We start from the raw sequence: 25,757 nt of genomic DNA on the forward strand, positions 1-25,757 counted from the left end.
TAATTATACACCAAATTGTATAATTATCTATAGTGTATTTATCTAAGGAGTCTTCTTTTCTGCATTACTGGCTTGCCAGCAACCATCGTCAGCACCGGCAAACCCGTTAGTTTCCAGCGGATGAAAGGGGTGTTTTTACTTTTGCTTTGCAGTTTGGCCGGATCCACCACCTCACTGAGATTAGGATCAATGATGGTAATATCCGCTACGCCGCCCTTTGCTAATTTACCCCCTGATAGATGCAAAATCTGCCGGGGATTACTGGCGAGTTTTGCGATAGCCTGAGGAACTGATAAAATTCCTGGCTGCACCAACTGGCTAAAAACAAGTCCCACTGCAGTTTCTAGACCGATAAGACCATTAGCTGCATATTGGAACTCTACATCCTTTTCATGATAAGCATGGGGAGCGTGATCGGTAGCAATCACGTCAATGGTACCATCTTTAAGTCCTTCTTTCACCGCCTCGACATCTTCCTGCCGCCGTAAGGGGGGGTTAACCTTGGCGTTGGTGTTATAACCCTGCACGGCTTCCTCCGTTAGGGTAAAATGGTGGGGCGTTGCTTCGGCAGTCACTTTCACCCCTCTACTCTTAGCCTGACGAATCAGACGCACACTACCGGCGGTACTGATATGAGCCAGGTGTAAAGGGCAGCCTGTGTTTTCAGCCAACAAAATATCCCTGGCTACCATCACTTCTTCGGCAGCATTGGGAATCCCCTTAAGCCCCAGCATCGTGGAGACAGCTCCTTCATTCATCAGACCTCCCGCAGTCAGACTTAGATCTTCACTGTGGGAGACCACCGTTAGTCCCAGCATCCCGGCATATTGCATAACCCGCTGCATCATACCGGCATCCATTACCGGTTGACCATCGTCGGACAGGGCCACTGCTCCGGCAGCCTGCAAATCTGCCATCTCTGTTAACTCTTTGCCCTGGGAACCTTTGGTTAGCGCTCCGATGGGGTGTACCCTGGTCACTCCTACTCTGGCTGCTCTCTCCAAAATATGATTGATGACAGCGGCGTTATCGGCCACCGGGTTGGTGTTCGGCATACAGGCTACGGCAGTAAACCCTCCCATAGCGGCAGCTCTGGTACCACTTTCAATATCCTCTTTGTATTCGTAACCTGGTTCCCGTAGGTGAACATGCATATCAAGCAAGCCCGGACAAACATAGCAACCCTTGGCATCAATGATTTCCGCTTCCGGTGCCGTAAGATCCTTAGCCATTTCTACGATGCTACCGTTATCCACCAGAACATCCAGCTCCGTCAAGGTCTCATCGATAGGGTCTACAACAATACCATTTTTAATGAGATATGGCATCGTATTCACCTCCTGTTAACAGATATAAAAGGGCCATTCTGACAGCAACACCGTTAGTCACCTGCTCGTTTATGACGGAACGGCTGCCGTAGGCCACCTGGGGGTCAATTTCTATGCCCCGGTTCATGGGCCCTGGATGCAGCACCAAGGCATCCGGTTTGGTTAGTTCCAGTCTAGCCTGATTAAGGCCAAACAACCTGCTGTACTCCCGTAGGGAAGGAAACAGACCTTGCTGCTGCCGCTCCATTTGAATACGTAGTACGTTAACCACATCTACACCCTCCAAAGCTGGCGTAAGTTCTGTATATACCTTAGCTCCCATCTGTTCAATATCGAGAGGCATTAAGGTGGCGGGCCCTACTACCCGGACTTCTGCTCCCAGCTTGGTCAAGCCCCAAATATTCGAGCGCGCCACCCGGCTATGCAAAATATCTCCTACGATGCATACCTTTAAACCTGTGATACTGCCCTTTTTCTCCCGGATGGTAAACATGTCCAGTAACCCTTGGGTAGGATGTTCATGCGTACCATCCCCGGCATTGATGACAGCCGCCGGAATATACTTGGCCAGGTATTCTGCGGCACCACTGGCAGGGTGGCGAATCACCACAACATCCACTCCCATCGCATTAAGGGTCAGACCGGTATCTCTGAGACTTTCTCCTTTGGCTACCGAACTACTGGCAGCAGCTACACCAATGGTATCCGCACTAAGAAATTTTGCCGCAAGATCAAAGGATGATCTGGTTCTAGTGCTGTTTTCGTAAAACAAGGTAACCATACTGCGTCCCCGTAGGGTCGGTGTCTTCTTAATCTTCCTGCCGATAATCTCCTTCATGGGAATAGCCGTGTCCAGGATCAAGTTGATCTCTTCAACTGACAGGTACTTCAGCCCTAAAAGGTCTTTTCTTTGCCAAAACATGATCCAGCCTCCTGCTCCAAATTAGAATACCCATACTTTATCAATTAAAAAGAAAGGCCTCAACCAGATTAAATCTGATTGAGGCCGGCAATTTGGCTACGTCTGCCCAACTACACGCGGGCATCAATTTTGCCTTATATCCCACTCCGGGGATAACCTTGCCGGCCTCTCTGGACCGTTATTAAAGGTGTTTCAGCAAACCTATTCAGTTCCTTCTAAAATAATCACGCGTTCTTCTTTGTCGATTTCTGTTAATTTAACGGAGATTACTTCCTTACGGGAGGTAGGAACATTTTTACCCACATAATCGGCTCGAATGGGAATCTCCCTGTGTCCTCGATCAATTAAAACTGCCAGTTGAACCACTTCGGGTCTACCTAGATCCATAATGGCATCCAAAGCTGCCCTGACGGTTCTACCAGTATATAAGACATCATCCACCAGTACCAATTTTTTATCGGTTACCGAAAAACTGACTTCTGTTTGGTGTACCTGAGGTTGGTTGGCTAGGGTAGTCAAGTCGTCTCGATAAAGGGTAATATCAAGAATTCCCACTGGTACAGTGGTACCCTCTATCTCGCTGATATACTTAGCGAGACGCTGAGCCAACGGCACACCCCGCCTACGAACACCAATTAAAGCAACATTTTCTACGCCTTTATTCCGTTCAATAATTTCATGGGCAATCCGCACCATAGCTCGTCTCATACCCTTATCATCCAATATCTGAGCCTTTTCTTTCATGTCCAACTCGTTCATCAAGGCACCTCCAAAAACTCACCATAATTAAAAATGCCTACCCATATGGTAAGCAAACATAGTTTATCACATAAAACAATACTCTATGTTCCTTACCGGCCTCTCAGGACCAAATTAAAGGTTAATTATTACAGTAAGTTTACCATTCCAAACAGCCACTGTCAATTTCAATTTGTCTTTAGGGTCTGCTGATACCATAAAAAATGAGAACTACTCCCGAGAAAATAAAGCCCATTTTACTAATAGAAACCTTGCCTGCCAGTCCAACCAGACCTAAGGTGGTCACCAATATCATTATGGTTGGACCCACCAAGGCCAATACGGCATTTATTTTTAAGGCGGTTTCTACTTTGCCATAACGCAACATCAGCATAGCAGCACTTAGTTCAATACAGGAGGAAAAACACCGCAGCATGGCCATGGCAAAAACAATTTTATTGGCTACTAAAAACATTTTATCCCTCCGCTACCAGATTTCCCTATATTCACTTTTGGGAAATTATAAAAATTCTATTGATAAAAGTATAAGAAAAACTAAGGCTTCCGCCGGCGTCTAAAGACTCGGCACAAGCCAAGTTTTTCTAATAAATATGCTGACCCAGTGGATGAAATGCATACCTTCATGGGGGAAGAGACAAAATAGATGTTGCCGAACATTTATAAAGGACGTGATATTTTTGTCGCAAGCAGCTGCTGCAGGCAATAAGAACAATGTAAATAAATTTTCTCTGACAGCTTTAGCCGGTGTTCCTTTAATTATGGTGCTGGGTAATTCCATGTTAATTCCGGTGCTGCCGGAAATGGCTAAGGCTTTAAAGGTATCTCAAATGCAGATAAGTTTAATTATTACCCTGTTCTCCGTTCCTGCCGGATTAGTAATTCCTTTTGCAGGATTCTTATCCGATCGTTTTGGCCGAAAAAAAATTATCATCCCGGGATTGATACTCTATGCTTTGGGGGGTCTACTGGCCGGTGCCGCAGCTCTTTTTTTTAAGGAGAATGCCTTTCCCTGGATTCTAGGTGGTCGGGTTATTCAAGGAATCGGTGCTGCAGGAACCGCTCCCATTGCCATGGCCTTTTGCGGAGATCTCTGGAAAGGGAAAGAACGGGCAAAATCCCTTGGGATCATTGAAGCTTCCAACGGTATGGGAAAGGTAACCAGTCCTATTCTCGGTGCCTTAGTGGGCCTAATTGCCTGGTGGGCAATTTTCTTCTTTTTTCCCATTGTTATTACCATCGTTATTCTCGGTGTGTGGTTCCTTACCAAAGAGCCCGATGCCAAGAAAGAGCCTAAACAAGTCGGCGAATATGTTGGGTCCATCAAGAAAATTTTTAAAAACAAGTCCCCTCTGTTACTCAGCAGCTTTTTTGCCGGTTCTGCAGCACTGTTAATTCTGTTTGGCGTCTTATTTTATTTATCGGATTTCTTAGAAAAAAAATATGGTTTAGATGGTGTGATCAAAGGAGCCGCTTTGGCCATTCCTGTGCTTTTCATGAGCACCACTTCTTACATTACAGGAGCCATCATTAAAAAAATGGTGGGTTTAATGAAATGGCTGGTGGTAATCGGTCACGGTATCATTGCCGTATCTCTGGTAACACTGCCTCTCTTTAACAACGTGTACGCCTTTTTTGCCGGTATTTCTCTGGCTGGCATAGGAACCGGTCTGGTATTACCCTGTCTAAACACCCTGATTACCAGTTCCACCGATAAGGATGAACGGGGCCTGGTAACCTCTCTCTACGGTAGCGTCCGCTTTCTTGGGGTTGCGGCAGGCCCCCCTCTCTTTGGTTGGCTGGTGGGCATCAGTCCATCTGTTATGTTTTGGGCTTCCGCCGGTCTGGCTGGGGTTGCTGCCGGTCTGGCCTTTATCTTTATTAAAGTAAAAGCCATTCAAGCCTCCCAGAATAAGGAAGATAAAGAAAAACAAAAGCCTAAGCAAAGAATTGTTAAACCGGTAGCTCAGCCTGCCTTTATTTATCACAGTCTGGCTTGGTGGCCAAAACTACCCCCGCTGGTCAGGAAACCCTTGCCTGGCCAGGATAGGTTAATTGAGGATGGAAAAGTAAATAATGGGGATAGGCAAAATCAGTGACCGCTTATTTAGCATTCGCATAAATTAAACGAAAGTCACAACATTACCATCTCCGACATAGGGATGACATGGCAGGGAGGTGTCAGACGGGTGAGCCGGCAAGTATGCCGGCCCCTGTGAAAGGAGATGTTAGCTTAATGACCACAGGTGGGGCAAAAAAAACCTGGCAAGAACTGATAACCTTTCCCCTGGGAAATCGAATGGAAAAACCACGCACCTCAGGATTAACCATGCTAATCGATAAGGGGCTAGGCCTAGGTGAAATTCGCGACCTGTTGAACCTGGCAGGAGATTATATTGATTTCGTAAAACTTGGCTTTGGTACTTCGGCACTGTATAGCAATCATGTTTTAGAAGAAAAAATTCATTTAGTAACGTCCCACGGTATTGATATCTATCCCGGTGGTACTTTTTTAGAAGTAGCAATTCTCCAGGACAAGCTTAGGGAATATTTGGCAATGGCTCGGGATTTTGGCTTTACCGCCGTTGAAGTATCGGATGGCACCATTGATTTAAGCCTGGAAGCAAGGGCAGAGGCCATCAATTTAGCTGCTGATATGGGCTTTAAGGTTCTTTCCGAAGTAGGCAAAAAAGACCCCAATGATGAGTTTGAAATCAAAGATATTGTTCAGTTAGTTAACCAAGACCTGGCAAATGGTTCCTCTCATGTTATCGTTGAGGGTCGTGAGTCGGGCAAGTCCGTAGGATTGTATGACCAACATGGCAACATTATCATGTCTGACTTAGAGGAACTGGTCTATAGCCTGCCCAATGCCAGTTCCTTAATCTGGGAGGCCCCTATAAAGGAGCAGCAACAGGAGTTAATTATTCGTTTTGGCCCCAATGTCAATATCGGTAATGTCAACCCCCATGAAGTGTTGGCTTTAGAATCCCTGCGAGTGGGCTTGCGGGCAGATACGTTAAAGACGGTATTACCCAGAAAATAATAGGGCTATGGGCCATATTTAAAAAGTGAGAGTCGCAAAAAAATAATTTTGCGACTCTCACTTTTTTGCTATCAGCTTTTTGGCCCTCAGCCATCGGCTAATACACGGCATCGGTTCATTGTTCAACAAACCTTTTTGCTTTATCCCACCTGTTTGTCCTAGCCCTAAGGTATGCGGCATATATTGTACTAAAAGCTGTCCACTGAAAAGGAGCAATTTTTTATGCACTCCGGTGAAATCACTATGGTTATCATTCTTTTAATAGGACTTGCTGCACGTTCCAACCTAATTGCCAACTGTGCCTGCATTCTACTGATACTGCAATTTAGTAAATTGGAACTGCTATTTCCCTATCTGGAAACACACGGTTTAGAATTGGGCTTGCTGTTTTTATTGTTATCAATCCTTGTTCCCGTGGCCACGGATAAAATTACTACCCGGGAATTATTTTATAATGTCTCTTCCTTACCCGGCATCTTAGCCATTATAGGAGGAGCACTGGCCACTCACTTAAACAGTGAAGGTCTTAAATTAATGCAAATTGATCCCGGTATTATTTTTGGGTTAATTGTTGGATCGGTGATTGGTATTATTTTTTTTAACGGTCAACCGGTGGGGCCTCTCATGGCCGCAGGGGTAGCTGCTCTTTTTTTAGAAGTACTCAGTTGGTTCCAATAAAGCAATTAATACATTTTTATCTGCACCATTTGTACTATCTGAGCAATAAATCCGCCAATCACTGGCAGGTTTAGCATAACTAACTTTTTCATAAAGAAAAGAATGACAGCACCTAAAATGGTAAATCCAATGGCAATGCCTAAACCTCTAGCAATGCCCGAAATAAAATTTACCCAAAGTAGCCTTTTGGTGTCACCCAAAAGTTCCACATATTCTGCCAACTTCATTTTCTCCATATTTTTTGCCAGTACATCAATTCTATCCTGCAAGGAATAACTTCTTTTGGCGTCTTCCATTTCATTACCTCCCCTACCTATTCTTCCCACTGAAATACTTTTTAATGTTAATTAAGTTACACTTCCTTCATGATGAGCAACTTTTCCGGTAAAAATAAGGCAAAGAGTTAAACAAGGGGGTATACTCAGTGTCAAAAAATATTGTAGTTCTAGGAGCAGGTTACGGAGGACTAAAGGCTGCACAAAAACTAAGCGATTATCTGAAGAAGACTAAAGAACATCCCATTATACTAATCAATAAACATAATTTTCATATGCTAATGACTTTATTACACGAAAGTGCAACTGGTACCAGTAATTTTAATGATGTGTCAATCCCCATTGATAAGGTTTTGGACGGTAAGAATATTGAATTTATGAAAGGCTGGGTGGATCAAATTGACTTAGCTAACCGAATTATTACGATCAACCAGGGTACACAGAAGGTCTCTTTTCAATATTTAATTATTGCCCTGGGTAGTGAACCAGAATACTATAACATACCCGGTCTGCAGGAGAATAGCATGAGCTTACGCAGTTTGTATAGCTCGATTGAAATTCGACGGCGAATCCATACTATTTTAGCCAAACGTAAACAATCATTAACCTTTGTAATAGGTGGAGGCGGCCTTACCGGAGTAGAATTAGCAGGAGAATTAGCGCATCAACTGCAAAGAATTAAAGAACTGTATGGAATCGCTCCCAATGAATGCAAAATAATCATGGTAGAAGGAGCTAAGGAATTACTCCCAGGCTTGTCTACTGAGATGGGGCGGTATAGCCGCCAAACTTTAGAAGATATGGGCGTAGAAGTGATTACAGAGGATTTTGTGCAAAGAGTTACTGCAGAAACGATTTATCTGTCTTCAGGTAACCAAATCCATTATTCTTTGTTTATTTGGGCAGGCGGTATCAAAGGCAACCGGGTATTAGAAAAATCGGGATTGAAAACTGAAGCCAGGGGCAGAGTACCTGTAACTCAGTATTTACAATATGTGGACAACCCTACTGTTTATCTGGTGGGGGATAATGTCTTAGTCCAAGATCCCAAAACCGGCAAGCCAGTTCTTCCCACTGCCCAAACTGCTCTTCAGCAGGCAGAAATAGCGGCCCATAATATCTATGCAGATATTATGGGCCTGGAGAAAAAAGTCTATGTACCCAGCAGCATCGGTACAGTGATATCCATCGGACGTGGCAAAGCCTTCGGCGAAGTAAAATCATTTAAATTTAAAGGTCCCGCAGCCACCTGGCTTAAGGAACTCATACCTGTTAAGTACCGTTACTCCCTGGGTGGGTTAAAACTGTTAAGTTAGTTTTAGTAGATTTAAGACCCTTTGAAACACCTCTGGTATAGGGGCTGAAAACTCCAGGTAGGACCCGCTGGACGGGTGCTGAAAACCTAGAACCATAGCATGAAGTAGCTGACCATCCAAATCAAAGTGGGATTTCTTTGGGCCGTATTTAGGATCCCCGACCAAAGGGTAACCGATATAAGTCATATGAACTCTAATTTGGTGGGTACGGCCTGTTTCCAACTGACACTCTATTAAGGTGTAGTTGCCAAACCTCTCTAAAACGCGAAAGTGTGTAACAGCGGGTTTAGAATTTCGTTCTGTAACAGTCATTTTTTGTCTGTCTTTGGGATCCCTGCCAATGGGTGCATTGATTGTTCCTTGTACTTCTTTTATATTATGGTGTACCAATGCACGGTAACATCGGGTAACGGTCCGTTCTTTAAGCTGATGAGCCAGGGACTGATGAGCTTGGTCGTTTTTAGCTACCATAATCAGACCGGAAGTATCTTTATCCAACCGATGCACAATTCCGGGACGTAACACCCCATTAATACCGGAGAGATCTTTACAATGATGCAATAGAGCATTCACCAAGGTACCGGAGGTATTGCCTTCCGCGGGGTGCACTACCATCCCCCTGGGCTTATTCACAACAATGACATCCTTATCTTCAAAGTAGACATCCAAAGGAATGTCTTCAGGATTAACCATTAGTTCTTCAGCAGGCGGAATTTCGATGGTTACTTCATCCCCCACACGCAGTTTATAGTTTGCTTTGGTGGGTTGCCCATTGATCGTTACCAAACCTTCTTCAATTAATTTTTGTACATAGGAACGGCTTAATTCCGGGCAGTGAATAGTTGAGAAAACATCCACCCTGGTTTTAGCCTGTTGCTGTTCTATGTTGAAAGAGTAAGTTTCCACGGATATTTCTCCTAGCAATTACTTTTGTGCCAAATTATAGCATGTTTTGAGACTCAGAACAAAGGCCACTGTTTTTTGGCCCTTGGTTACGGCCAAAAAGGTCTATGGTAGCTTCAATAAGCACCATAGACCTTCTAAGCGTAACAAATACTTAGTTCTTCAAGCTTTGTATCGGTGCCGGGATGCGTCCTCCCCGGGAAACGAAATCTACTGCCTTGGCTTCTTTTATCGGTATAATGGGAGCATGACCCAGTAGCCCGCCAAATACTACGTTATCCCCAACCTTTTTACCCGGTGCAGGGATAATCCTAACAGCAGTGGTTTTAAAGTTAACCATTCCGATGGCCATTTCGTCTGCGATAATCGCTGCTATCGTCTCGGCCGTAGTGTCCCCGGGAATGGCAATCATATCAAGGCCCACGGAGCAAACACAGGTCATAGCCTCTAGCTTCTCCAACGTGAGAATTCCTTGCTCAGCAGCACGAATCATACCGGCGTCTTCACTGAGGGGAATAAATGCTCCAGAAAGACCTCCCACATAGGATGAAGCCATAGCTCCACCTTTCTTGACAGCATCATTTAATAATGCCAAAGCGGCAGTGGTACCATGGGTGCCGCAGGTCTCCAGACCCATAGCTTCCAATACTTCTGCAACACTATCCCCCACTGCAGGTGTAGGTGCCAAAGATAAATCAATAATACCAAAGGGTACACCTAGCTTGGCAGCTGCTGCCCGGCCCACGAGTTCGCCCATCCGAGTAATCTTAAAGGCTGTCTTTTTTACCGTTTCGGCCAGGGTCCCAAAATCACTACCCTTTACCTTTTCCACAGCATTTTTTACCACACCAGGCCCACTCACGCCTACGTTAATAACACATTCCGGTTCTCCAATACCATGAAAAGCCCCGGCCATGAAAGGATTATCTTCAGGAACATTACAGAACACCACTAATTTAGCGCAGGCTAAGCCATCTTGGCTAGCGGTGCGCGCAGCACATTCTTTAATAATTTTACCCATCCGGTATACCGCATCCATATTAATGCCATCCTTGGTGGAAGCAACATTAACCGAAGAACAAACCCTCTCTGTCGTGGAGAGTGCTTCAGGAATGGAATCAATTAAAATACGATCACCTTTCGTAAAACCCTTATGTACCAAAGCAGAAAAACCACCGATAAAATTAACGCCTACCTCTTTAGCTGCCCTATCTAAGGCCTTCGCAAAATCAGTATAGTTTTGGACATCACTACTCTCGGCCACCAATGAAATAGGGGTCACAGAAATCCGTTTGTTAATAATTGGAATGCCGTATTCTTTTTCGATTTCCTCACCTGACTTTACCAAATTAGCAGCCGTGCGGGTAATTTTATCATAGATTTTCTGGCAGGCTTTTTTATGGTCTGCATCAGCACAATCCCGTAAGCTAATGCCCATCGTGATGGTACGAATATCTAAATTTTCTTCCTGAACCATGCGAATGGTTTCTAGAACTTCGTTTATACTGTACATAGTTTCCTCCTAAATACGGTGCATGTACCGAAATACATCCTCATGCTGGGCCTCAATTTTAACACCCAGGTCTTGACCCGCCTGGTTAAGTGTTTCTTTCAGCAGATCTAATTCAATGGGGCTTTTTTCCATATCGGCAACCAAAACCATAGCAAAGAATTCCTGCAGAATAGTTTGACTGATATCTAATATGTTCACTTGGTTTTCTGCCAAGATAGTGGATACCTTGGCGATAATGCCAACCCGATCCTGTCCAATAACGGATACGATGATTCTTTTACCAGATTGGCCAATTTTCATTTGATTTTGCATATCTTTCCTCCTATTTTCAGGTTAGAAAAACTTGGCTTGCGCCAAGTCTTTAGACGTCGGCGAAGCCTTAGTTTTTCTTATACTTTCGTCAATAGATATTGTATATTTCAGAAAGTGTAAAAAATTAGCGCGAGGGATTTGTCCCCGCGCCTATATTTTCGTCTTAGGCAGCAGCTTTACCAGCACGCTTGCGGTCTTTCTGTATTCTTCGTAAATCATACCAGCCAGGACCGGAGATGAAAATAGAAGAGTAAGCCCCACAAACAATACCGATTAGAAGTAGGGTTACAAAGTTACTAATGGTATTACCACCAAAGAAGAGCAGAGCCAGCAAAACAAAGACAACAGTTAAAACGGTGTTAATGGAACGAGCCATCGTTTGCCAAAGAGACTTGTTGACCAATTCCCCTAAATCCTCTTTACGGTTCATCCTTAGATTCTCACGAATCCGGTCAAAGATAACAATGGTATCATTAATAGAATAACCTACGATCGTTAAAACTGCCGCCACAAAGGTACTGTCGATTTGAATTTGCAGCAGCGAGGCTATCCCCGTCATGATCAAAACGTCGTGCAACAATCCTCCAATGGCCGCAATAGCTTGTAAAAATTCAAAGCGCCAAGTGATGTAAAGACTCATTAGCACGGAGGCAATAACTAAAGCCAGAATTGCTTGCCTGGTTAGTTCCTTCCCAATCACAGGACCTACCAATTCATTGCGCAGCAGGGTGGCTCCACCCAGCTTTTCGCTAATTCCCTGAATGGCCTGTTCACTTTCTGTCTGGGACAACACCCTAGTACGAATCAAGAAAGTATTGTCACCACCGCTCTGTAACTGACTATCCTCTAGCTTGTAAGCCTCTAAGGAACCGCGTACGTCCTGTACAGTTACAGCGTTTTTAAACTTTAGTTCCACAATGTTACCACCTGTGAAATCAATGCCCAGGTTTAGACCACGAGTTAGTAAGGAACCCAAACCTAGAATTATGATGGCCAGGGAGATCATGTAGAAAATTTTACGTGTTTTAATAATATGAAACATCGTTTTCTTCCTCCCTTATGCCCCATATAACTTGGTATTTTTAATACCAGTGTCAGCGGTATTGTGCAACATCCAGCGGGTAAAGGTAATGGCCGTAAACATACTGGTTACAATACCCACGCCCAATGCCACAGCAAAACTCTTGATGGGACCTGAACCGAAGTAGAAGAGTACGGCAACAGCAATTAAGGTTGTTACGTTAGAGTCCAATACTGCCACAAAGGCACGATTGAAACCGGAATTAATCGCTGAACGTAAGGTTTTACCTTCCTTCAGTTCTTCCTTCAAGCGTTCAAAAATAATTACGTTAGCATCCACCGCCATCCCCATGGACAATAGGAAAGCTGCAATACCCGGCAGAGTCAGCACCACATGCAGACCGGAGAAAATTGCCAATACAATGATTGTGTAAACTAACAGAGCAAAGTTAGCTATCAAACCGGGCAAGCGGTAGTACAAGAGCATGAAAGCAAAGATAGCAATCACACCAATGATACCAGCCTTAACAGACTTATTCAAGGAATCCGCTCCCAAAGAGGGGCCTACGGTGCGTTTTTCAATAACCTCTGTTTGCAAAGGCAGTGCACCGGATTTTAGCAGAAGTGCAATGGTATGGGCTTCTTCCAGGCTACTGTAGCCAGTAATTCTTGCCTTACCATTGGGAATCGGTTCATTGACTGTTGGGTTTTGTAAAACTTGTCCATCTAACATAATCGCAATACGCTTATTTACGTTGGCAGCAGTTGCTTCGGCAAACTTTTTGGTGCCGGCTTCGTTAAATTCCAGAGTCACTTCTACTTGTCCAGACATAGGGTCCTTTGACTCGGTGGCATTTTTCAAGTCTGCACCAGTAATAATGGTTTTACCATCTTCTGTCTTAAATTCTAAAAAGGCAGTTTTGATAATCTCATTGACTGCTTTCTCCGGATCCTGAATACCAGCCAGCTCTACAATAATGCGGTTTTTACCCTCTTGCTGAATCAGCGGCTCGGAAACACCAAAGGCATTTACCCGGCGCTCAATAGTTTCCTTCAATTGACTCATGGTATCATTATTGACTTTGCCTACTGCAGTATCCTTAGCTTCCAGGGTAACATGCACGCCGCCCCGTAAATCGAGCCCCAAGGATACTCCTTTGGTCAGCGGAAGCCATTTCACATTAGGAAAGATAGGCTGTATGCTCAAAACAGCAATGACAGCTACAGCAATAACAACTGCGACCAGTCTAGTGACGCTGCCCCATTTCATCTCCAAATTTTTCCCCCTTTATATGCTACAAATAAACAAAATTAATTATATACCTGCAAAAAACTCCTGTCAATTAACCTATTTCTTGGTTTAGAGCAGTTTTGCACCATTGATTACTAATTCAAAATTACAGCCCAGGTAGTTAGCTGCCCGCCGACAAAGCATCATCCTGTTAAGAAATATTTCAAAATACTCCATTACTGGGCATATCTCAATATCAATATTTAACTCCATAGTTATGGTACGTTGGTCATCATTAACATAGACAAAAGCATGGGAGGCAGCGTAATTAACTCGGTCATGTATATCAAAGGTAGCAAAATCCTGATTCCGCACCCGTGAACGATGCACATCTGACTTATCTGCCAAGATTAGGGCAGCAGCCACGGGATTTACCGGGTAACCATATTGCTCCTCATGATTGGCAATGGACGAGGTAACCATACAGACTTCTTCCGGTGACATTCCCATATTCAGTAATAAATTGAAGGCAATATTGGCACCAGAGATACCATGATCATTCCGACTGATAACATTACCAATATCGTGGAGGTAGCCGGCAATAGCTGCCAACTCACATTCCCGTTGGCTTTTCCCCAGTTTTTCCAAAATATTGCGGGATATGCTGGAAACCAAATTGATATGCCTGTAACTGTGCTCGGTGAATCCCATGACACCTAAATACTCATTTCCCTTGCGAATACAAGCATCCACAATGGGGTTTGCCTTCACATCCTCCAAGGTTATAGCCACACAACCACCCTCCGAAAACAGTTTTTATTAAAATAGAGTAGGACGAGCCTACTCTACTGTTACTCAAAATCTTTTTTCTCTGTCACTTGGGCAATGGCATTTTTTAAAAGTTCAACGTTGACCTTGTCCGCCACTCTGACAATAACAGTGGTGTCTTTAATCTTAACAACTGACCCCATGAGACCCCCAACCGTGACGATACCGTCTCCAACGTTGAGTGATTTCACCATTGCAGCATGTTGTTTCTGTCTCTTTTGCTGGGGCCTGATCATTAAAAAATACAGAATGGCAAACAATGCTACAATATAAATAATAGAAGCAGTTTGTGGACCACCAAAATTCAATGTATAACCTCCTTTCTTTGATCTATCTTTAAAAATTCTTCCCATGACAGTATTTCCCTGCCATTGGATGAAAATTTAACCAGCATTAAAATGGCTAAAAAATTCTTCACGATATTCCAGTAGTCTATCCTGACGAATGGCTTCTTTTATAGTACCCATTAAATGCTGCAGAAAATGCAGATTATGGATAGTAGTTAGGCGAATACCCAAAATTTCATCCGTTTTTATGAGATGCCGAATATAAGCCCTGCTATAGTTTTGGCAGGCATAGCAATCACATTGCTCATCCATTGGCCGGAAATCCCTTGCATATTCTGCATTTCTCACTGTAAGCTTGCCTTTATGGGTAAATACCGTACCATTACGGGCAATGCGGGTAGGTAGAACACAATCAAACATATCTACGCCCCGAATAACTCCTTCAATGAGGCAATCCGGAGAGCCAACGCCCATAAGATACCGGGGCTTATCTTTGGGCATAATCGGTATTAAATGATCCAGCACCTCATACATCAGTTCCTTTGGTTCACCCACGGAAAGTCCGCCTATACCGTAGCCTGGGAAATCCATAGCAATTAACTCCTTGGCGCTGCGTTCTCTCAGATCCGTAAACACACCCCCTTGAATGATGCCAAACAGGGCTTGATCTTTCCTCTGATGAGCTTTTTTACAACGTTCTGCCCAACGAGTGGTACGTTCTAAAGCAGCCACAGCATATTCCTTCTCACAGGGATAAGGAGCACATTCATCAAAAGCCATAGCAATATCTGCACCGAGAGCTTGTTCTATTTCCATTACTTTTTCCGGCGTAAAAAAATGCTTAGAGCCATCGATGTGTGATCGAAATTCCACCCCATCTTCCGTAATGGTTCGCAAGGGACCCAAACTAAAAACCTGAAATCCCCCGCTATCGGTCAAGATGGGGCCGTGCCAATTCATAAACTTATGTAAACCGCCTGCTTCCTTGACTAAATCATGACCAGGCCTTAGGTACAGGTGATAGGTATTGCTTAAGATTAGTCTACCGCCAGTTTGGTAAACCTCTTCCGGAGTCATGGTCTTTACGGTGGCTTGGGTTCCCACCGGCATAAAAATAGGTGTTTCTACCTCTCCGTGAGGGGTGGCTAGTTTCCCTAACCTTGCTCTGGTGTATTTTTCTTCCTTTTCTATGGTAATTTTTACAGGCATAGTTCCTCCTAAATAATTAACATGGCATCTCCAAAACTAAAGAAGCGATATCTCTCCTGTACCGCCTGTTGATAGGCTGCCAACATTTTTTCTCTTCCTGCTAAGGCACTTACTAACATCAAGAGAGTAGACTTTGGTAAGTGAAAGTTTGTAATCAGGCCATCAATAATTTTAAACTGATAACCCGGGTAGATAAAGATATTCGTTAGTCCAGAGCCGGGTTGAACAATTCCTTCTTCTGTACTGGAGCTCTCTAGGCAGCGAACACTGGTGGTGCCAACTGCAATTACGCGCCCCCCCCGCTTTTTGGCCTGGTTAATGGTCTCCGCGGCCTGAGGTGAAATTTCAAAATATTCTTCATGCATCTTGTGTTCAAGAACATTTTCTACTTGCACAGGTCGGAAGGTACCTAAACCTACATGCAATAATACAGTTTCTGTTTGAATTCCTTGATTTCTAATAGTTTCTAATAGCTCTAATGTAAAATGAAGCCCGGCGGTGGGTGCAGCGGCGGACCCCTCTTGCCGGGCATAGACCGTCTGGTAGCGTTTTTGATCATCCAGGGGCTTTTTAATATAGGGAGGTAGAGGCATGGTGCCAATCCGCTCCAACACCTGTAAAAAAGGTTCCTGGTGACTAAATTCTATGATTCGACCGCCTACCTCTGTATGGTCGATAATGGTTCCCGTCATAAGCCCTTGGCCAAAATCCAGTCTTTCACCAACTTTAGCTTTCTTCCCGGGCTTTACCAGCGTCTCCCAACGATTAGGGGCAATTTGGCGTAGCAAAAGCACCTCAATTTTTGCCCCGGTAGTAGTCTTAATACCAAAGATTCGGGCAGGCAATACTTTGCTGTCGTTCATTACCAGCACATCTCCGGGTTTTAGATAGTCTAGGATATCTTGAAAAATCTGATGTCTAATCTGGTCGTTATTTTTGTTTACAACCATTAAACGTGATTGATCACGTCTTACAATAGGTTCCTGGGCGATGAGTTCTTCTGGTAAATGGTAGTCAAAATCAGATAACTGCAAAGCACTGTTCTCCTTCAATATTTGAACATTTGTAATAGTATTGCAAAATCTTTCCTATTATATAACCACAAAATGGCAATATCAACTCAACATTCATTCGACAATGTATGAACATTTCCTGCTTTGGAAGATGATTTATCCAGACATATAAGAAATATAAGTAGCAAATTTGTTTATTAACGTCTAAGCAAAAAATTCAGCAGCAAGGTCAAGCATATACTTAATAATATTGAGGTTACTACCGGAAAGTAGAAAGTAAAATTGCCTCTTTGTATATGGATGTCACCAGGTAATTTACCTAAACCTGGAATTTTACCGACTAACAAAAGAAGTCCCCCCATGATTACCATCAGAAGCCCAAAAAAGATGAGTAATTTGGCCATGGATGACAAGGGCGTCACTTCTTCTCCCCCTTTTTATTAGGAACATTTTTTTTCGTCTGTCGATAATACCGATCCCGTTCACTATAGATACAACCACAATACTGCTGACGATACATCTCTAATTCCTTTGATTTAGCCGTAGCGGCTTTAAAGCCAGGGCGAAAATCCTCATAATAAAAAGGCACTCCGTACTGTTCTGCTAGGTTTTCACCAATTTCTTTAATCAGCTGGTGGTTCTGAAAGGGGCTTACCAATAAGGTTGTGGAAAAGGCAGTAAAATTTCCTTTTTTGGCCATCTGCGCCGTTCTTCTTAGGCGCATGTTGTAGCACATCTGACAACGTCTTGTCTCTCGGTGCACCACTTCTTGGAGGTATTCATCCAGGCGATAATCATCATCAAAAATAACATGCCAGTTCTGCTGCCTGGCATAATCTTCTAACTGATCTCTTCTTTTTTTAAATTCGGTATAGGGGTGAATATTGGGATTATAAAACAATCCATGAACTTCGAAATCCTTTTCTCGCAGACTATTTAGCGGATAAATCGAACAGGGGCCACAACAGGTGTGTAAAAGTATTTTTTTCATTTACCTTTAGACATTCCCTTTATGCAAAATTTTACTCTATGCAAAAGTATATCCGGATTGATAGCGAAATCATTCTCATACAGAAAGCCTTTCTTTAATGGCAAAGATGTCTTTATCATGTTTGTTAACCATACTCACTGCATAATTAGCATTTAAAGCAACCTCGGAAATAAGGCTAAGGACTTCTTTATGATTATCATCAATCCGAGCAGACTGAGTAAATAGTTCCTCTCGGAATAATTCCTGATTTCTTTTAAGTTCTTTCACATCAGTTTTCAGTACTATTACATCAGTTTTAAGCTCTGCTACATCGGTTTTAAGCTCTGCTACATCAGTTTTAAGTACCGCCACATCAGTTTTCAACTCCGCTACATCATTTCTGGTATCGACTAGTAATGCATTGTTATGACCAACCATTTTAATTAAATCTTCCATTAAAGACTCCAGCCTTGCCAATCTCTCCTCACTCATCAAAAAATCCCTCCTCTAAAAGCATTACCCGTTACCTGATTATACCATGAACCGTTAAAATAAGGTTCCCTGTTCCTGTTTACCTGTCTCTTCCATTTTAACTGGAATACCCAAGTGTTTATAGGCTGCAGGCGTTACAATTCTGCCCCTGGGGGTTCGGCTGAGAAACCCCAACTGCATTAAAAAAGGTTCCAGTACATCTTCCACCGTCTCGGTTTCTTCACTGATGGCAGCAGCTATGGTATCTAATCCCACTGGGCCACCATTAAACTTTTCAATGACAGCAAGCAATAATGTACGGTCAGAATGATCTAAGCCTAGAGGATCTACCTCGAAAAACTCTAAAGCCCTGGCAGCTACATCAGAAGTAATCTCCCCCTGTGCCCTTACCTGAGCAAAGTCCCGCACACGTTTTAATAGACGATTGGCTATTCTGGGGGTACCCCGGGAACGTCGGGCAATTTCTTCAGCTCCGGATGGATCTATGGTAACAGTAAGAATAGTAGCCGCCCGGAGAATAATTCTTGTTAAATCCTCAGGTTGATAGAACTCCAGTCGACTGATGATACCAAAGCGATCTCTCAACGGTGAGGCCAACATACCTGCGCGGGTGGTAGCACCAATTAGGGTGAATTTAGGCAAATCCAATCGAATGGAACGGGCACCGGGACCTTTTCCCAAGACAATGTCCAGGGCAAAATCTTCCATAGCAGGATATAAAATTTCTTCCACTGCTCTGCTGAGACGATGTATTTCATCAATAAACAGCACGTCTCCCTCAGAAAGATTGGTTAAAATGGCCGCTAAATCCCCTTGACGCTCAATGGCTGGCCCGGAAGTAGTTCGTATGTTTACTCCCATTTCATTGGCTATGATATTGCTAAGGGTAGTTTTTCCCAGGCCTGGTGGTCCAAAGAGCAGCACATGATCCAAAGGCTCTCGCCTTTGCCGAGCTGCTTCTATAAAAATGGAAATAGTCTCCTTAGCCTTTTGTTGACCAATATATTCATTTAATTTCTTAGGACGCAGGCTGGTTTCCAAGTCGTTATCCTCATTTTGTATGGCAGCCGATACCAGTCTTTCCGTCATAGTAACCTCCGGTTTACTTTAATGGAGTTAATTCCTTGAGAGCCAATTTAATAAGTCCAGAAACATCCTGCTGAGAATTTTTATGTTGTACTTTGGTGATGGCTTCTCTGGCTTCAGATTGAGAATATCCCAATGCCACCAAAGCAGCCAGAGCATCGCCCGCTCCGCCCTGGACAGACATTTCTGCCACTTCCCCTTGGGACACAATATTCGAACCCTTTAGCTTATCTTTTAATTCTAATAAGATTCGCTGAGCTGTTTTTTTCCCAACACCGGGCACTTTCACCAGTTGGTTAACATCATTTTCAATAATTATTGACCGAAGACGATTAGGAGCTAGACAAGAAAGGACAGCCAATGCTACCTTCGGGCCAACTCCAGCCACGTCTAGTAAGGCCAAAAAACAATCCCGTTGGTCTTCGTCAGAAAAGCCATATAATTGAATACCGTCTTCCCTCACTGCCATGTAGGTAAGTAATTTAATCTCTTGACCAGAACCAGGCATTGGGGTTGACAAAGGAACTTGCATTTGATAACCGATCCCATTAACATCAATCACAGCCCAGCCTGCACCCGAAGTTGCTAAACTTCCTTTAATATAGGCAATCACTTTATTCGACCTCCTGGTGATGAACTCCAGTGGGCATGGCAAATAGCAACTGCCAAAGCATCTGCCACATCGTCAGGTTTAGGAATCTCCTGCAACGCCAAAAGGGTTTTAACCATAAACTGTACCTGTAGTTTTTCTGCCTTACCATACCCGGTTACTGCTTGTTTAACCTGCAAAGGCGTATATTCTGCTACCGGCAAACCGGTGTTGGCTCCTGCCAGCATAGCAATGCCTCTGGCGTGGCCCACCGCCAGCGCGGTCCGGGCATTTTTATTAAAAAACAACTCTTCTATAGCCATGCAATCGGGCTTATATTGAGTAATTACCTCCATAAGTCCCTGATAGAGATATTTTAGCCGTAATGCTAACGGTAATTCCGGACCTGTCCTAAGACAATGATAAGCAATAGATTTATAACTGTTACCCTTAGCTTCCACCACTCCATAGCCGGTAATGGCGGTGCCTGGGTCAATTCCGAGAATGATCATATTGTGCCCCCAGTTTATTATACTGGAAACATTATACTACAAACTGCTGTTCTGTTGGGGAATAATTTGGCAAGTCTATTCTTGCAGTTCATCCAAATTTTCTAAAGCAGCATTCAAACCATCCTCGCTGGAAAATTCCAGTTCATACCGCAACTTAGCCTGTGTTTCGGGATTCATTTGAAAAAAGTCCATGGCTTGCTGAAGTTTTACCTGAAAAGTGGGCTGTAAAGTATTGATGTCAATGTTCTCTTCTATACAGATTAATTTTTGATTATAGCCAAGGGGTCCCTGAAAGATAGCCAATTTATTATTTTGTATCCCAAAATGCCGGAAGGAATTGTGATAATTGCAAAAATCATTTACTTTGGTCTGGGCTAAAAAGTCATTTTTAAGTTTTACTACTGAATAGCCTTTAGCTGCATATTGATTACTTAATTCCTGCTCTGTTTTGATATTTAAGGAACCGACAGTTCTTCTGGCCACCTCTTGTACGTCGCCGCAGATATATACCCTTTCCTCCCTAATTACCACATCCTGGAGAATAGCAGAGTCAGGTTGTTGTGCTAATGCTTGTAGAATAGTTGAATTGTTAAACAAACCAGGATTACTGATAAAACCTACCCCGCCTACTAAAATGAGCACTACCAGGATAGCCAAACTCCACGTTATTTTCTTATTCATACTAACCACTCCTTTAACTGGTTAGTATTGCCATAAGCAAAAAGGAATATTCACCAAAGGGACTAATTGAATATTCTTTTGGAGACGGCTTGCCAAATTTCGATAGACCTTCAAAATAGATCTTTTAGGCCTAAGGCTTATAGCCCATCGTTAAAAAAAGAAGTGACACAAAAAACTTTTTGCGTCACTCTCTTTCGTTATTCTTCTAGCTCAAAATTTGTATAAACCGCCTGCACATCATCATTATCTTCCAATAAATCGATCATCTTTATCATTTTTTCCGCCTCTTCACCCACTATTTTTACAGTGGTTTGGGGCACCATGGTGATTTCGGCATCAGCAACTGGGACACCCTGCTCAAGTAAGGCCGCTTTAACCGTAGGAAATTCCTCTGGTTCCGTGATAATCTCGAAACTATCCTCTTCTACCTTTACATCCTCTGCACCAGCGTCTAAAGCAGTTAGCATCATTTCATCTTCGCTAAGTTTGGTTTCAGATCGATCTATAATAATCACACCTTGCTCCTTAAACATCCAACCGACGCATCCTGTTTCCCCCAAGTTGCCTCCGTGTTTAGAGAGAATATGGCGTACCTCACCGGCTGTACGGTTACGATTATCGGTAGCAACGTGAAGTAGTATAGCGACCCCACCTGGTCCATATCCTTCGTAGCTAAACTCCTCAAAGTTAGCTCCTTCACCACCGCCAACTCCCTTTTGGATGGCCCGTTGGATATTATCATTCGGGATGTTTGCTGCTTTAGCTTTTTCGATAGCAGCCTTAAGCCGCATATTACCGACTGGGTCACCACCGCCGTTCCTCGCGGCAATAATGATCTCTTTAGATATTCTAGTGAAAACCTTACCTCTTTGAGAATCTACTTTCGCCTTCTTGCGTTTGATAGTGGCCCACTTGGAATGTCCAGACATAACAAACCTTCTTTCTATAAAGATAAATAACTCGAAAAAAGCTTGGTTTCAACCCAAAATAAATGGGTAAAACCTAGCTTCGTAGTACAAAATATGCTTTTAAAATTCTGGAGGAATGGGAGGCATATGTCTTTTATGTTCTCTCTTCTTTTCCAGGGCTTGAATCGTTTTTTTCACAGGCTCCGGTACATCACCATGCAGTATATAACTATCTAGATCTTTATAGGAAAAACCCATTTCCTGTTCATCACAATGACCAAACCATAATCCCGCGGTGGGAGCCTTATCAATAATACACTGTGGAACTCCTAACTCCCTAGCTAGCTCTCTAACCTGAAACTTTACCAAATTAGCAAGGGGCTTCAAATCCACCCCACCATCACCATACTTTGTATAGTGACCAACAACACGTTCCGCTTTGTTTTCGGTACCTACAACTAAATAGTTGTTTGTAGCGGCCAAGAAATATAACGTAAGCATCCTTAACCTGGGTTTAATGTTGGCGATCGTTAATTCACAGCTAGTAACATCATATTCTTGTCCTGTAAAACGATGTACGAACCAGTCAAAGGGTTGATCCAAGTTAATTTCCTGATAAGGTATTGAGAAGGTCTCAGCAACCAGTCTGCCATCTTGAGCGTCCTGTGGGTTACTATAACAGGGTAAAATTACACCTAGTACAGAATTCGGATAAGCTCTTTTGCATAATGCAGCAACACAGGCCGAATCAATTCCCCCGCTTAAACCTACCACAGCACCCTGGGCACCTGCCTTTTCAATCTCTTCTTTAATCCAGTGAGTTAGTTTAGCTGCTATATCCTTCATGACTCTGGACAAGCCCCCTTAGGCCATTGTTAAATTTATCATATCACATCCTAAGCTTGCGGTGCAAACACAAAGCAATATGGAGAAAAACTTCACAAACTAAAGAAATTTTAATAAAATCAATTTTCAATATATTCTGATTTGCCACACTGTTTAAACTAGTAAATATAGTAATACTATTTATTCAATTTGTATAAAGTTTTGTACGTTTATTTCGAGAATTCCTATTCTTTAATTGACAATCCATAATTTGCAAGACTATAATATATTCAGAATGTTTAACCTTTAAAAACAATTTCGGCAACAATGACTCATTTAGACAAATTATCATTTAATTTCTCTAGATTGCTAGCATTATTACCATTATAGCCTGTCTTTATTTTTTTCTAAAGCTATTTTTATTGTATAACTAATTGTCTAAATATCTAAACAGTATTGTTAATTAAGTTAATTTATAAACGAAATGTTTTTTCGCTTTATACATAGCATTATTATATAAAAAGCAAATGGACTAATTCCTTCTTTCTCTTAAGTTAATCCCATGAAAAGAGGTGGTCAAAGAAATTCCTCACAAAGCGTTTTTAACTAGATAGTTAGGGTTTTTTACACCAAAGGGGGGTTTATGATGGAAAATAAAGAGATAAAATTTTTAAAACTACAACAAATTATTGATGCACACGAAGGTAAGATCTCTCACCTTATCGCTATTTTGCAAGAGTCACAAGCTGAATATGGTTACCTCCCCAAAGAGGTACTCACTTACATTGCCACAGCTATGGGCATTTCTCCTGCCACTGTGCTAGGTGTGGCTACTTTTTATGCCCAGTTTTCGCTAATTCCCAAAGGTAAATACGTCATTCGTGTATGTGATGGAACTGCCTGTCATGTACGGGGCTCTGAACCTATTATGATGGGCTTGCGGAAGGAATTAAGTTTGTCTGCAGATAAACCAACCAGTGATGATTTAATGTTTACACTTGAAACTGTCTCCTGCTTAGGTGCATGCGGATTGGCTCCGGTAGTTGTAGCCGACGAAGAAGTTCACGGGCAAATGACACCGGATGGTATATTAGAAGTTGTTAAAAAATTGGCATCCGCTGCCAGTGAAAACTAAGGGGGGACCATAGATGCTGAAATCACGTGAAGAATTAATAAGCCTGCAGAAAAAAGCCAAAGCTGCACTGGATCAGGAAAAAATGCGCATCTTGGTCTGTGCCGGTACCGGTTGTGTAGCCAATGGATCTTTAAAAGTATATGCATCTCTGAAAAAGCTCATTGCCGAAAAAGGTTTGCTAGCTGAGGTTAATTTAGTTGAAGAAGTAAGCCATGAAGGTATTGGTGTTAATATCAGTGGTTGCCATGGTTTTTGCCAGATGGGCCCCTTGGTACGTTTTGAACCCTCTGGTTTGCTATATTGCAAAGTTCAGGAGTCTGACTGTGAGGAAATTATAGAGGCCTCTGTTGCCAATGATTCTGTAGTAGAACGTTTACTCTATGTCAATCCTACTACCGGTGAGTCTGTTAAGACCCAAGATGAAATTCCTTTTTATAAACGTCAACAGCGCGTTACCTTGAAAGATTGTGGTCGTATTGACCCCGATGATATCAATGATTACATCGCACATGGCGGCTACCAAGCCATTGCTAAAATTTTATTTGAATTGAAGCCGGAAGATGTTGTTAAGGAAGTTTTAGATTCTGGTCTACGCGGTCGGGGTGGCGGCGGTTTCCCCACCGGACGTAAGTGGTCCTTTGCCGCTTCACAGCCAGGTCCGAAAAAATACGTTATCTGTAACGGAGACGAGGGTGACCCAGGTGCTTTTATGGATCGTTCCGTCATGGAAGGTAACCCACACTCTGTTTTAGAAGGTATGATGATTGCTGGCTTTGCCATTGGCGCTGACGAAGGTTATATCTACGCCCGTGCCGAGTATCCCCTTGCCATCAAGCGTATGCGTAAAGCTATTGCTGATGCTGAGGCCCTTGGTGTGCTTGGCCAGGGTGTTCTGGGAACTGACTTTAACTTTAAGATTAATATTAAGGAAGGTGCCGGTGCCTTTGTTTGTGGCGAGGAAACTGCTTTGATCGCCTCCATTGAAGGTGAACGCGGTATGCCCCGTCCCCGTCCTCCCTTCCCTGCTGTCAAAGGACTTTGGGCTTGTCCAACCATTATTAATAACGTCGAAACCTTGGCTAACTTATCAGCTATTATTTTAAATGGTGCTAACTGGTTTAAGGGTTTTGGTACACCCAGTAGTGCTGGTACCAAGACTTTCGCCTTGGCCGGACAAATTCAAAATACCGGCTTAGTAGAAGTTCCCATGGGTATGACCCTGCGGGAAATTGTTTTCGATATTGGTGGTGGCTTGCGAGAAGGCAAAAAATACAAGTCTGTCCAAATCGGTGGCCCTTCTGGCGGTTGCTTAACAGAAGATAAATTAGATTTACCTTTGGACTATGATGAACTCTTAAAGGTTGGTGCCATGATTGGTTCCGGCGGCTTGGTAGTAATGGGTGATGACACTTGTATGGTAGAAACCGCTAAGTTCTTTATGGGCTTTGTGCAAAATGAATCCTGCGGTAAGTGTGTCCCCTGCCGGGAAGGTACCAAACAATTGCTGGCCCTCTTGACTAAAATTACTGAGGGTAAAGGAACTGAATCCGATTTAGATTTGTTAGCAGAACTGGCACAAAACGTAAAAGATGGTTCCCTCTGCGGCCTTGGTAAAACCGCACCTAACCCGGTTTTAACCACTCTCCGTTACTTCCGTGACGAATATCTTGCACACGTCAGAGACAAAAAATGTCCTGCCGGTGCCTGTCAGGCCTTAAAAGAATATTACATTGTTCCAGAAAAATGCAAAGGCTGTACTGTGTGCTCCAGGGTATGTCCTGCTGATGCCATTACCGGAGATAAAAAGCAGCCCCACGTTATCAATGTAGATCTTTGCCTGAAGTGTGGTGCCTGCATGGAAAAATGCAAATTTGGCTCCATCATTATCAGGTAAATGCTTAGATACTGAGAAAGGGTGTGAC

At 43.1% G+C, this 25,757-nt stretch carries 29 protein-coding genes; 6 read left to right on the forward strand and 23 right to left on the reverse strand.

The annotated features are described in order from the left end of the window. Window positions 1-38: 38 nt before the first annotated feature. The 4 genes from BUA78_RS00995 to BUA78_RS01010 form a co-directional block, all read right to left on the reverse strand. Entirely contained in the window at window positions 39-1,328 is a 1,290-nt protein-coding gene (locus tag BUA78_RS00995) for a dihydroorotase (RefSeq protein ID WP_072910412.1), read from the reverse strand. Then, window positions 1,312-2,250 (reverse strand): aspartate carbamoyltransferase catalytic subunit, encoded by a 939-nt coding sequence (locus BUA78_RS01000; RefSeq protein WP_072910413.1) that lies wholly within the window; start codon window positions 2,248-2,250, stop codon window positions 1,312-1,314. The genes BUA78_RS00995 and BUA78_RS01000 overlap by 17 nt, the downstream gene beginning before the upstream one ends. A gap of 201 nt (window positions 2,251-2,451) precedes the next feature. Further along, complete coding sequence (gene pyrR / locus BUA78_RS01005; protein ID WP_072910414.1) at window positions 2,452-3,009, reverse strand: bifunctional pyr operon transcriptional regulator/uracil phosphoribosyltransferase PyrR; 558 nt, start codon at window positions 3,007-3,009, stop codon at window positions 2,452-2,454. Between the two features lie 178 nt (window positions 3,010-3,187). Then, window positions 3,188-3,463 (reverse strand): YqhV family protein, encoded by a 276-nt coding sequence (locus BUA78_RS01010; protein WP_072910415.1) that lies wholly within the window; start codon window positions 3,461-3,463, stop codon window positions 3,188-3,190. Between the two features lie 223 nt (window positions 3,464-3,686). Here BUA78_RS01010 and BUA78_RS01015 point away from each other — a divergent pair, with 223 nt between their 5' ends. The 3 genes from BUA78_RS01015 to BUA78_RS01025 all read left to right on the forward strand — a co-directional run bounded on the left by BUA78_RS01015 (window position 3,687) and on the right by BUA78_RS01025 (window position 6,730). After that, window positions 3,687-5,105, forward strand: coding sequence for an MFS transporter (locus BUA78_RS01015; RefSeq protein ID WP_072910416.1), 1,419 nt, complete (start codon window positions 3,687-3,689; stop codon window positions 5,103-5,105). A gap of 137 nt (window positions 5,106-5,242) precedes the next feature. Continuing rightward, window positions 5,243-6,052, forward strand: coding sequence for a phosphosulfolactate synthase (comA, locus tag BUA78_RS01020; protein WP_072910481.1), 810 nt, complete (start codon window positions 5,243-5,245; stop codon window positions 6,050-6,052). 222 nt (window positions 6,053-6,274) lie between these two features. Then, complete coding sequence (locus tag BUA78_RS01025; RefSeq protein ID WP_072910417.1) at window positions 6,275-6,730, forward strand: DUF441 domain-containing protein; 456 nt, start codon at window positions 6,275-6,277, stop codon at window positions 6,728-6,730. 5 nt (window positions 6,731-6,735) lie between these two features. On the opposite strand, the gene BUA78_RS01030 is transcribed toward BUA78_RS01025, so the two are convergent. Further along, window positions 6,736-7,026: a DUF5665 domain-containing protein gene (locus BUA78_RS01030; protein WP_072910418.1), complete on the reverse strand. Its 291-nt coding sequence runs from the start codon at window positions 7,024-7,026 to the stop codon at window positions 6,736-6,738. Window positions 7,027-7,154: 128 nt separating this feature from the next. On the opposite strand from BUA78_RS01030, the gene BUA78_RS01035 reads away from it, so the two are divergent. Then, window positions 7,155-8,321 carry an NAD(P)/FAD-dependent oxidoreductase gene (locus tag BUA78_RS01035; protein WP_072910419.1) on the forward strand — a complete coding sequence of 389 codons (1,167 nt, stop codon included), beginning with the start codon at window positions 7,155-7,157 and terminating at the stop codon, window positions 8,319-8,321. Here the strand turns inward: BUA78_RS01035 and BUA78_RS01040 are convergent. The 18 genes from BUA78_RS01040 to nadE all read right to left on the reverse strand — a co-directional run bounded on the left by BUA78_RS01040 (window position 8,313) and on the right by nadE (window position 22,721). Further along, entirely contained in the window at window positions 8,313-9,227 is a 915-nt protein-coding gene (locus BUA78_RS01040; RefSeq protein ID WP_072910420.1) for an RluA family pseudouridine synthase, read from the reverse strand. The two genes, BUA78_RS01035 and BUA78_RS01040, sit on opposite strands and share 9 nt — an antisense overlap. A 151-nt stretch (window positions 9,228-9,378) precedes the next feature. Further along, the gene (locus BUA78_RS01045; RefSeq protein ID WP_072910421.1) at window positions 9,379-10,737 is read right to left on the reverse strand and encodes a PFL family protein; all 1,359 of its coding nucleotides are present in this window, start codon (window positions 10,735-10,737) and stop codon (window positions 9,379-9,381) included. Between the two features lie 9 nt (window positions 10,738-10,746). After that, complete coding sequence (locus BUA78_RS01050) at window positions 10,747-11,049, reverse strand: ACT domain-containing protein (protein ID WP_072910422.1); 303 nt, start codon at window positions 11,047-11,049, stop codon at window positions 10,747-10,749. A 163-nt stretch (window positions 11,050-11,212) separates the two neighbouring features. Further along, window positions 11,213-12,091 carry a protein translocase subunit SecF gene (gene secF / locus BUA78_RS01055; RefSeq protein ID WP_072910423.1) on the reverse strand — a complete coding sequence of 293 codons (879 nt, stop codon included), beginning with the start codon at window positions 12,089-12,091 and terminating at the stop codon, window positions 11,213-11,215. Window positions 12,092-12,106: 15 nt separating this feature from the next. Continuing rightward, a complete protein-coding gene (gene secD, locus BUA78_RS01060; RefSeq protein ID WP_072910482.1) occupies window positions 12,107-13,339 on the reverse strand; it encodes a protein translocase subunit SecD in 1,233 nt (410 codons plus the stop codon). Between the two features lie 90 nt (window positions 13,340-13,429). Continuing rightward, the gene (locus BUA78_RS01065; RefSeq protein ID WP_072910424.1) at window positions 13,430-14,092 is read right to left on the reverse strand and encodes an HD domain-containing protein; all 663 of its coding nucleotides are present in this window, start codon (window positions 14,090-14,092) and stop codon (window positions 13,430-13,432) included. A gap of 59 nt (window positions 14,093-14,151) precedes the next feature. Continuing rightward, a complete protein-coding gene (gene yajC, locus BUA78_RS01070) occupies window positions 14,152-14,436 on the reverse strand; it encodes a preprotein translocase subunit YajC (RefSeq protein ID WP_072910425.1) in 285 nt (94 codons plus the stop codon). A 75-nt stretch (window positions 14,437-14,511) separates the two neighbouring features. Beyond that, entirely contained in the window at window positions 14,512-15,624 is a 1,113-nt protein-coding gene (tgt, locus tag BUA78_RS01075; protein WP_072910426.1) for a tRNA guanosine(34) transglycosylase Tgt, read from the reverse strand. An 8-nt stretch (window positions 15,625-15,632) separates the two neighbouring features. Continuing rightward, window positions 15,633-16,658, reverse strand: coding sequence for a tRNA preQ1(34) S-adenosylmethionine ribosyltransferase-isomerase QueA (queA, locus tag BUA78_RS01080; RefSeq protein WP_072910427.1), 1,026 nt, complete (start codon window positions 16,656-16,658; stop codon window positions 15,633-15,635). A gap of 176 nt (window positions 16,659-16,834) precedes the next feature. Beyond that, window positions 16,835-17,059: a DUF2905 domain-containing protein gene (locus tag BUA78_RS01085; RefSeq protein ID WP_072910428.1), complete on the reverse strand. Its 225-nt coding sequence runs from the start codon at window positions 17,057-17,059 to the stop codon at window positions 16,835-16,837. After that, the gene (locus tag BUA78_RS01090; RefSeq protein ID WP_072910429.1) at window positions 17,056-17,628 is read right to left on the reverse strand and encodes an epoxyqueuosine reductase QueH; all 573 of its coding nucleotides are present in this window, start codon (window positions 17,626-17,628) and stop codon (window positions 17,056-17,058) included. The genes BUA78_RS01085 and BUA78_RS01090 overlap by 4 nt, the downstream gene beginning before the upstream one ends. 75 nt (window positions 17,629-17,703) lie before the next feature. Next, complete coding sequence (locus BUA78_RS01095) at window positions 17,704-18,099, reverse strand: hypothetical protein (protein ID WP_072910430.1); 396 nt, start codon at window positions 18,097-18,099, stop codon at window positions 17,704-17,706. A 54-nt stretch (window positions 18,100-18,153) separates the two neighbouring features. Continuing rightward, on the reverse strand, window positions 18,154-19,188 hold the full coding sequence (ruvB, locus tag BUA78_RS01100) for a Holliday junction branch migration DNA helicase RuvB (RefSeq protein WP_072910431.1): 1,035 nt from the start codon (window positions 19,186-19,188) through the stop codon (window positions 18,154-18,156). A gap of 13 nt (window positions 19,189-19,201) precedes the next feature. Beyond that, on the reverse strand, window positions 19,202-19,798 hold the full coding sequence (ruvA, locus tag BUA78_RS01105; protein WP_072910432.1) for a Holliday junction branch migration protein RuvA: 597 nt from the start codon (window positions 19,796-19,798) through the stop codon (window positions 19,202-19,204). Next, the gene (ruvC, locus tag BUA78_RS01110; RefSeq protein WP_072910433.1) at window positions 19,795-20,286 is read right to left on the reverse strand and encodes a crossover junction endodeoxyribonuclease RuvC; all 492 of its coding nucleotides are present in this window, start codon (window positions 20,284-20,286) and stop codon (window positions 19,795-19,797) included. The genes ruvA and ruvC overlap by 4 nt, the downstream gene beginning before the upstream one ends. Window positions 20,287-20,361: 75 nt before the next feature. Further along, complete coding sequence (locus BUA78_RS01115; protein WP_072910434.1) at window positions 20,362-20,967, reverse strand: hypothetical protein; 606 nt, start codon at window positions 20,965-20,967, stop codon at window positions 20,362-20,364. Window positions 20,968-21,164: 197 nt separating this feature from the next. Beyond that, window positions 21,165-21,896 (reverse strand): YebC/PmpR family DNA-binding transcriptional regulator, encoded by a 732-nt coding sequence (locus tag BUA78_RS01120; protein ID WP_072910435.1) that lies wholly within the window; start codon window positions 21,894-21,896, stop codon window positions 21,165-21,167. Window positions 21,897-21,995: 99 nt separating this feature from the next. After that, window positions 21,996-22,721, reverse strand: coding sequence for an NAD(+) synthase (nadE, locus tag BUA78_RS01125; RefSeq protein WP_072910436.1), 726 nt, complete (start codon window positions 22,719-22,721; stop codon window positions 21,996-21,998). 625 nt (window positions 22,722-23,346) lie between these two features. Here nadE and BUA78_RS01130 point away from each other — a divergent pair. Then, window positions 23,347-23,835, forward strand: a complete 489-nt coding sequence (locus BUA78_RS01130; RefSeq protein WP_072910437.1) for an NADH-quinone oxidoreductase subunit NuoE family protein — start codon at window positions 23,347-23,349, stop codon at window positions 23,833-23,835. Between the two features lie 13 nt (window positions 23,836-23,848). Next, window positions 23,849-25,729, forward strand: a complete 1,881-nt coding sequence (locus tag BUA78_RS01135; RefSeq protein ID WP_072910438.1) for an NADH-quinone oxidoreductase subunit NuoF — start codon at window positions 23,849-23,851, stop codon at window positions 25,727-25,729. The last annotated feature ends 28 nt before the right edge of the window (window positions 25,730-25,757 follow it).

The organism is Desulforamulus aeronauticus DSM 10349, assembly GCF_900142375.1.
Lineage (GTDB): Bacteria > Bacillota > Desulfotomaculia > Desulfotomaculales > Desulfotomaculaceae > Desulfotomaculum > Desulfotomaculum aeronauticum.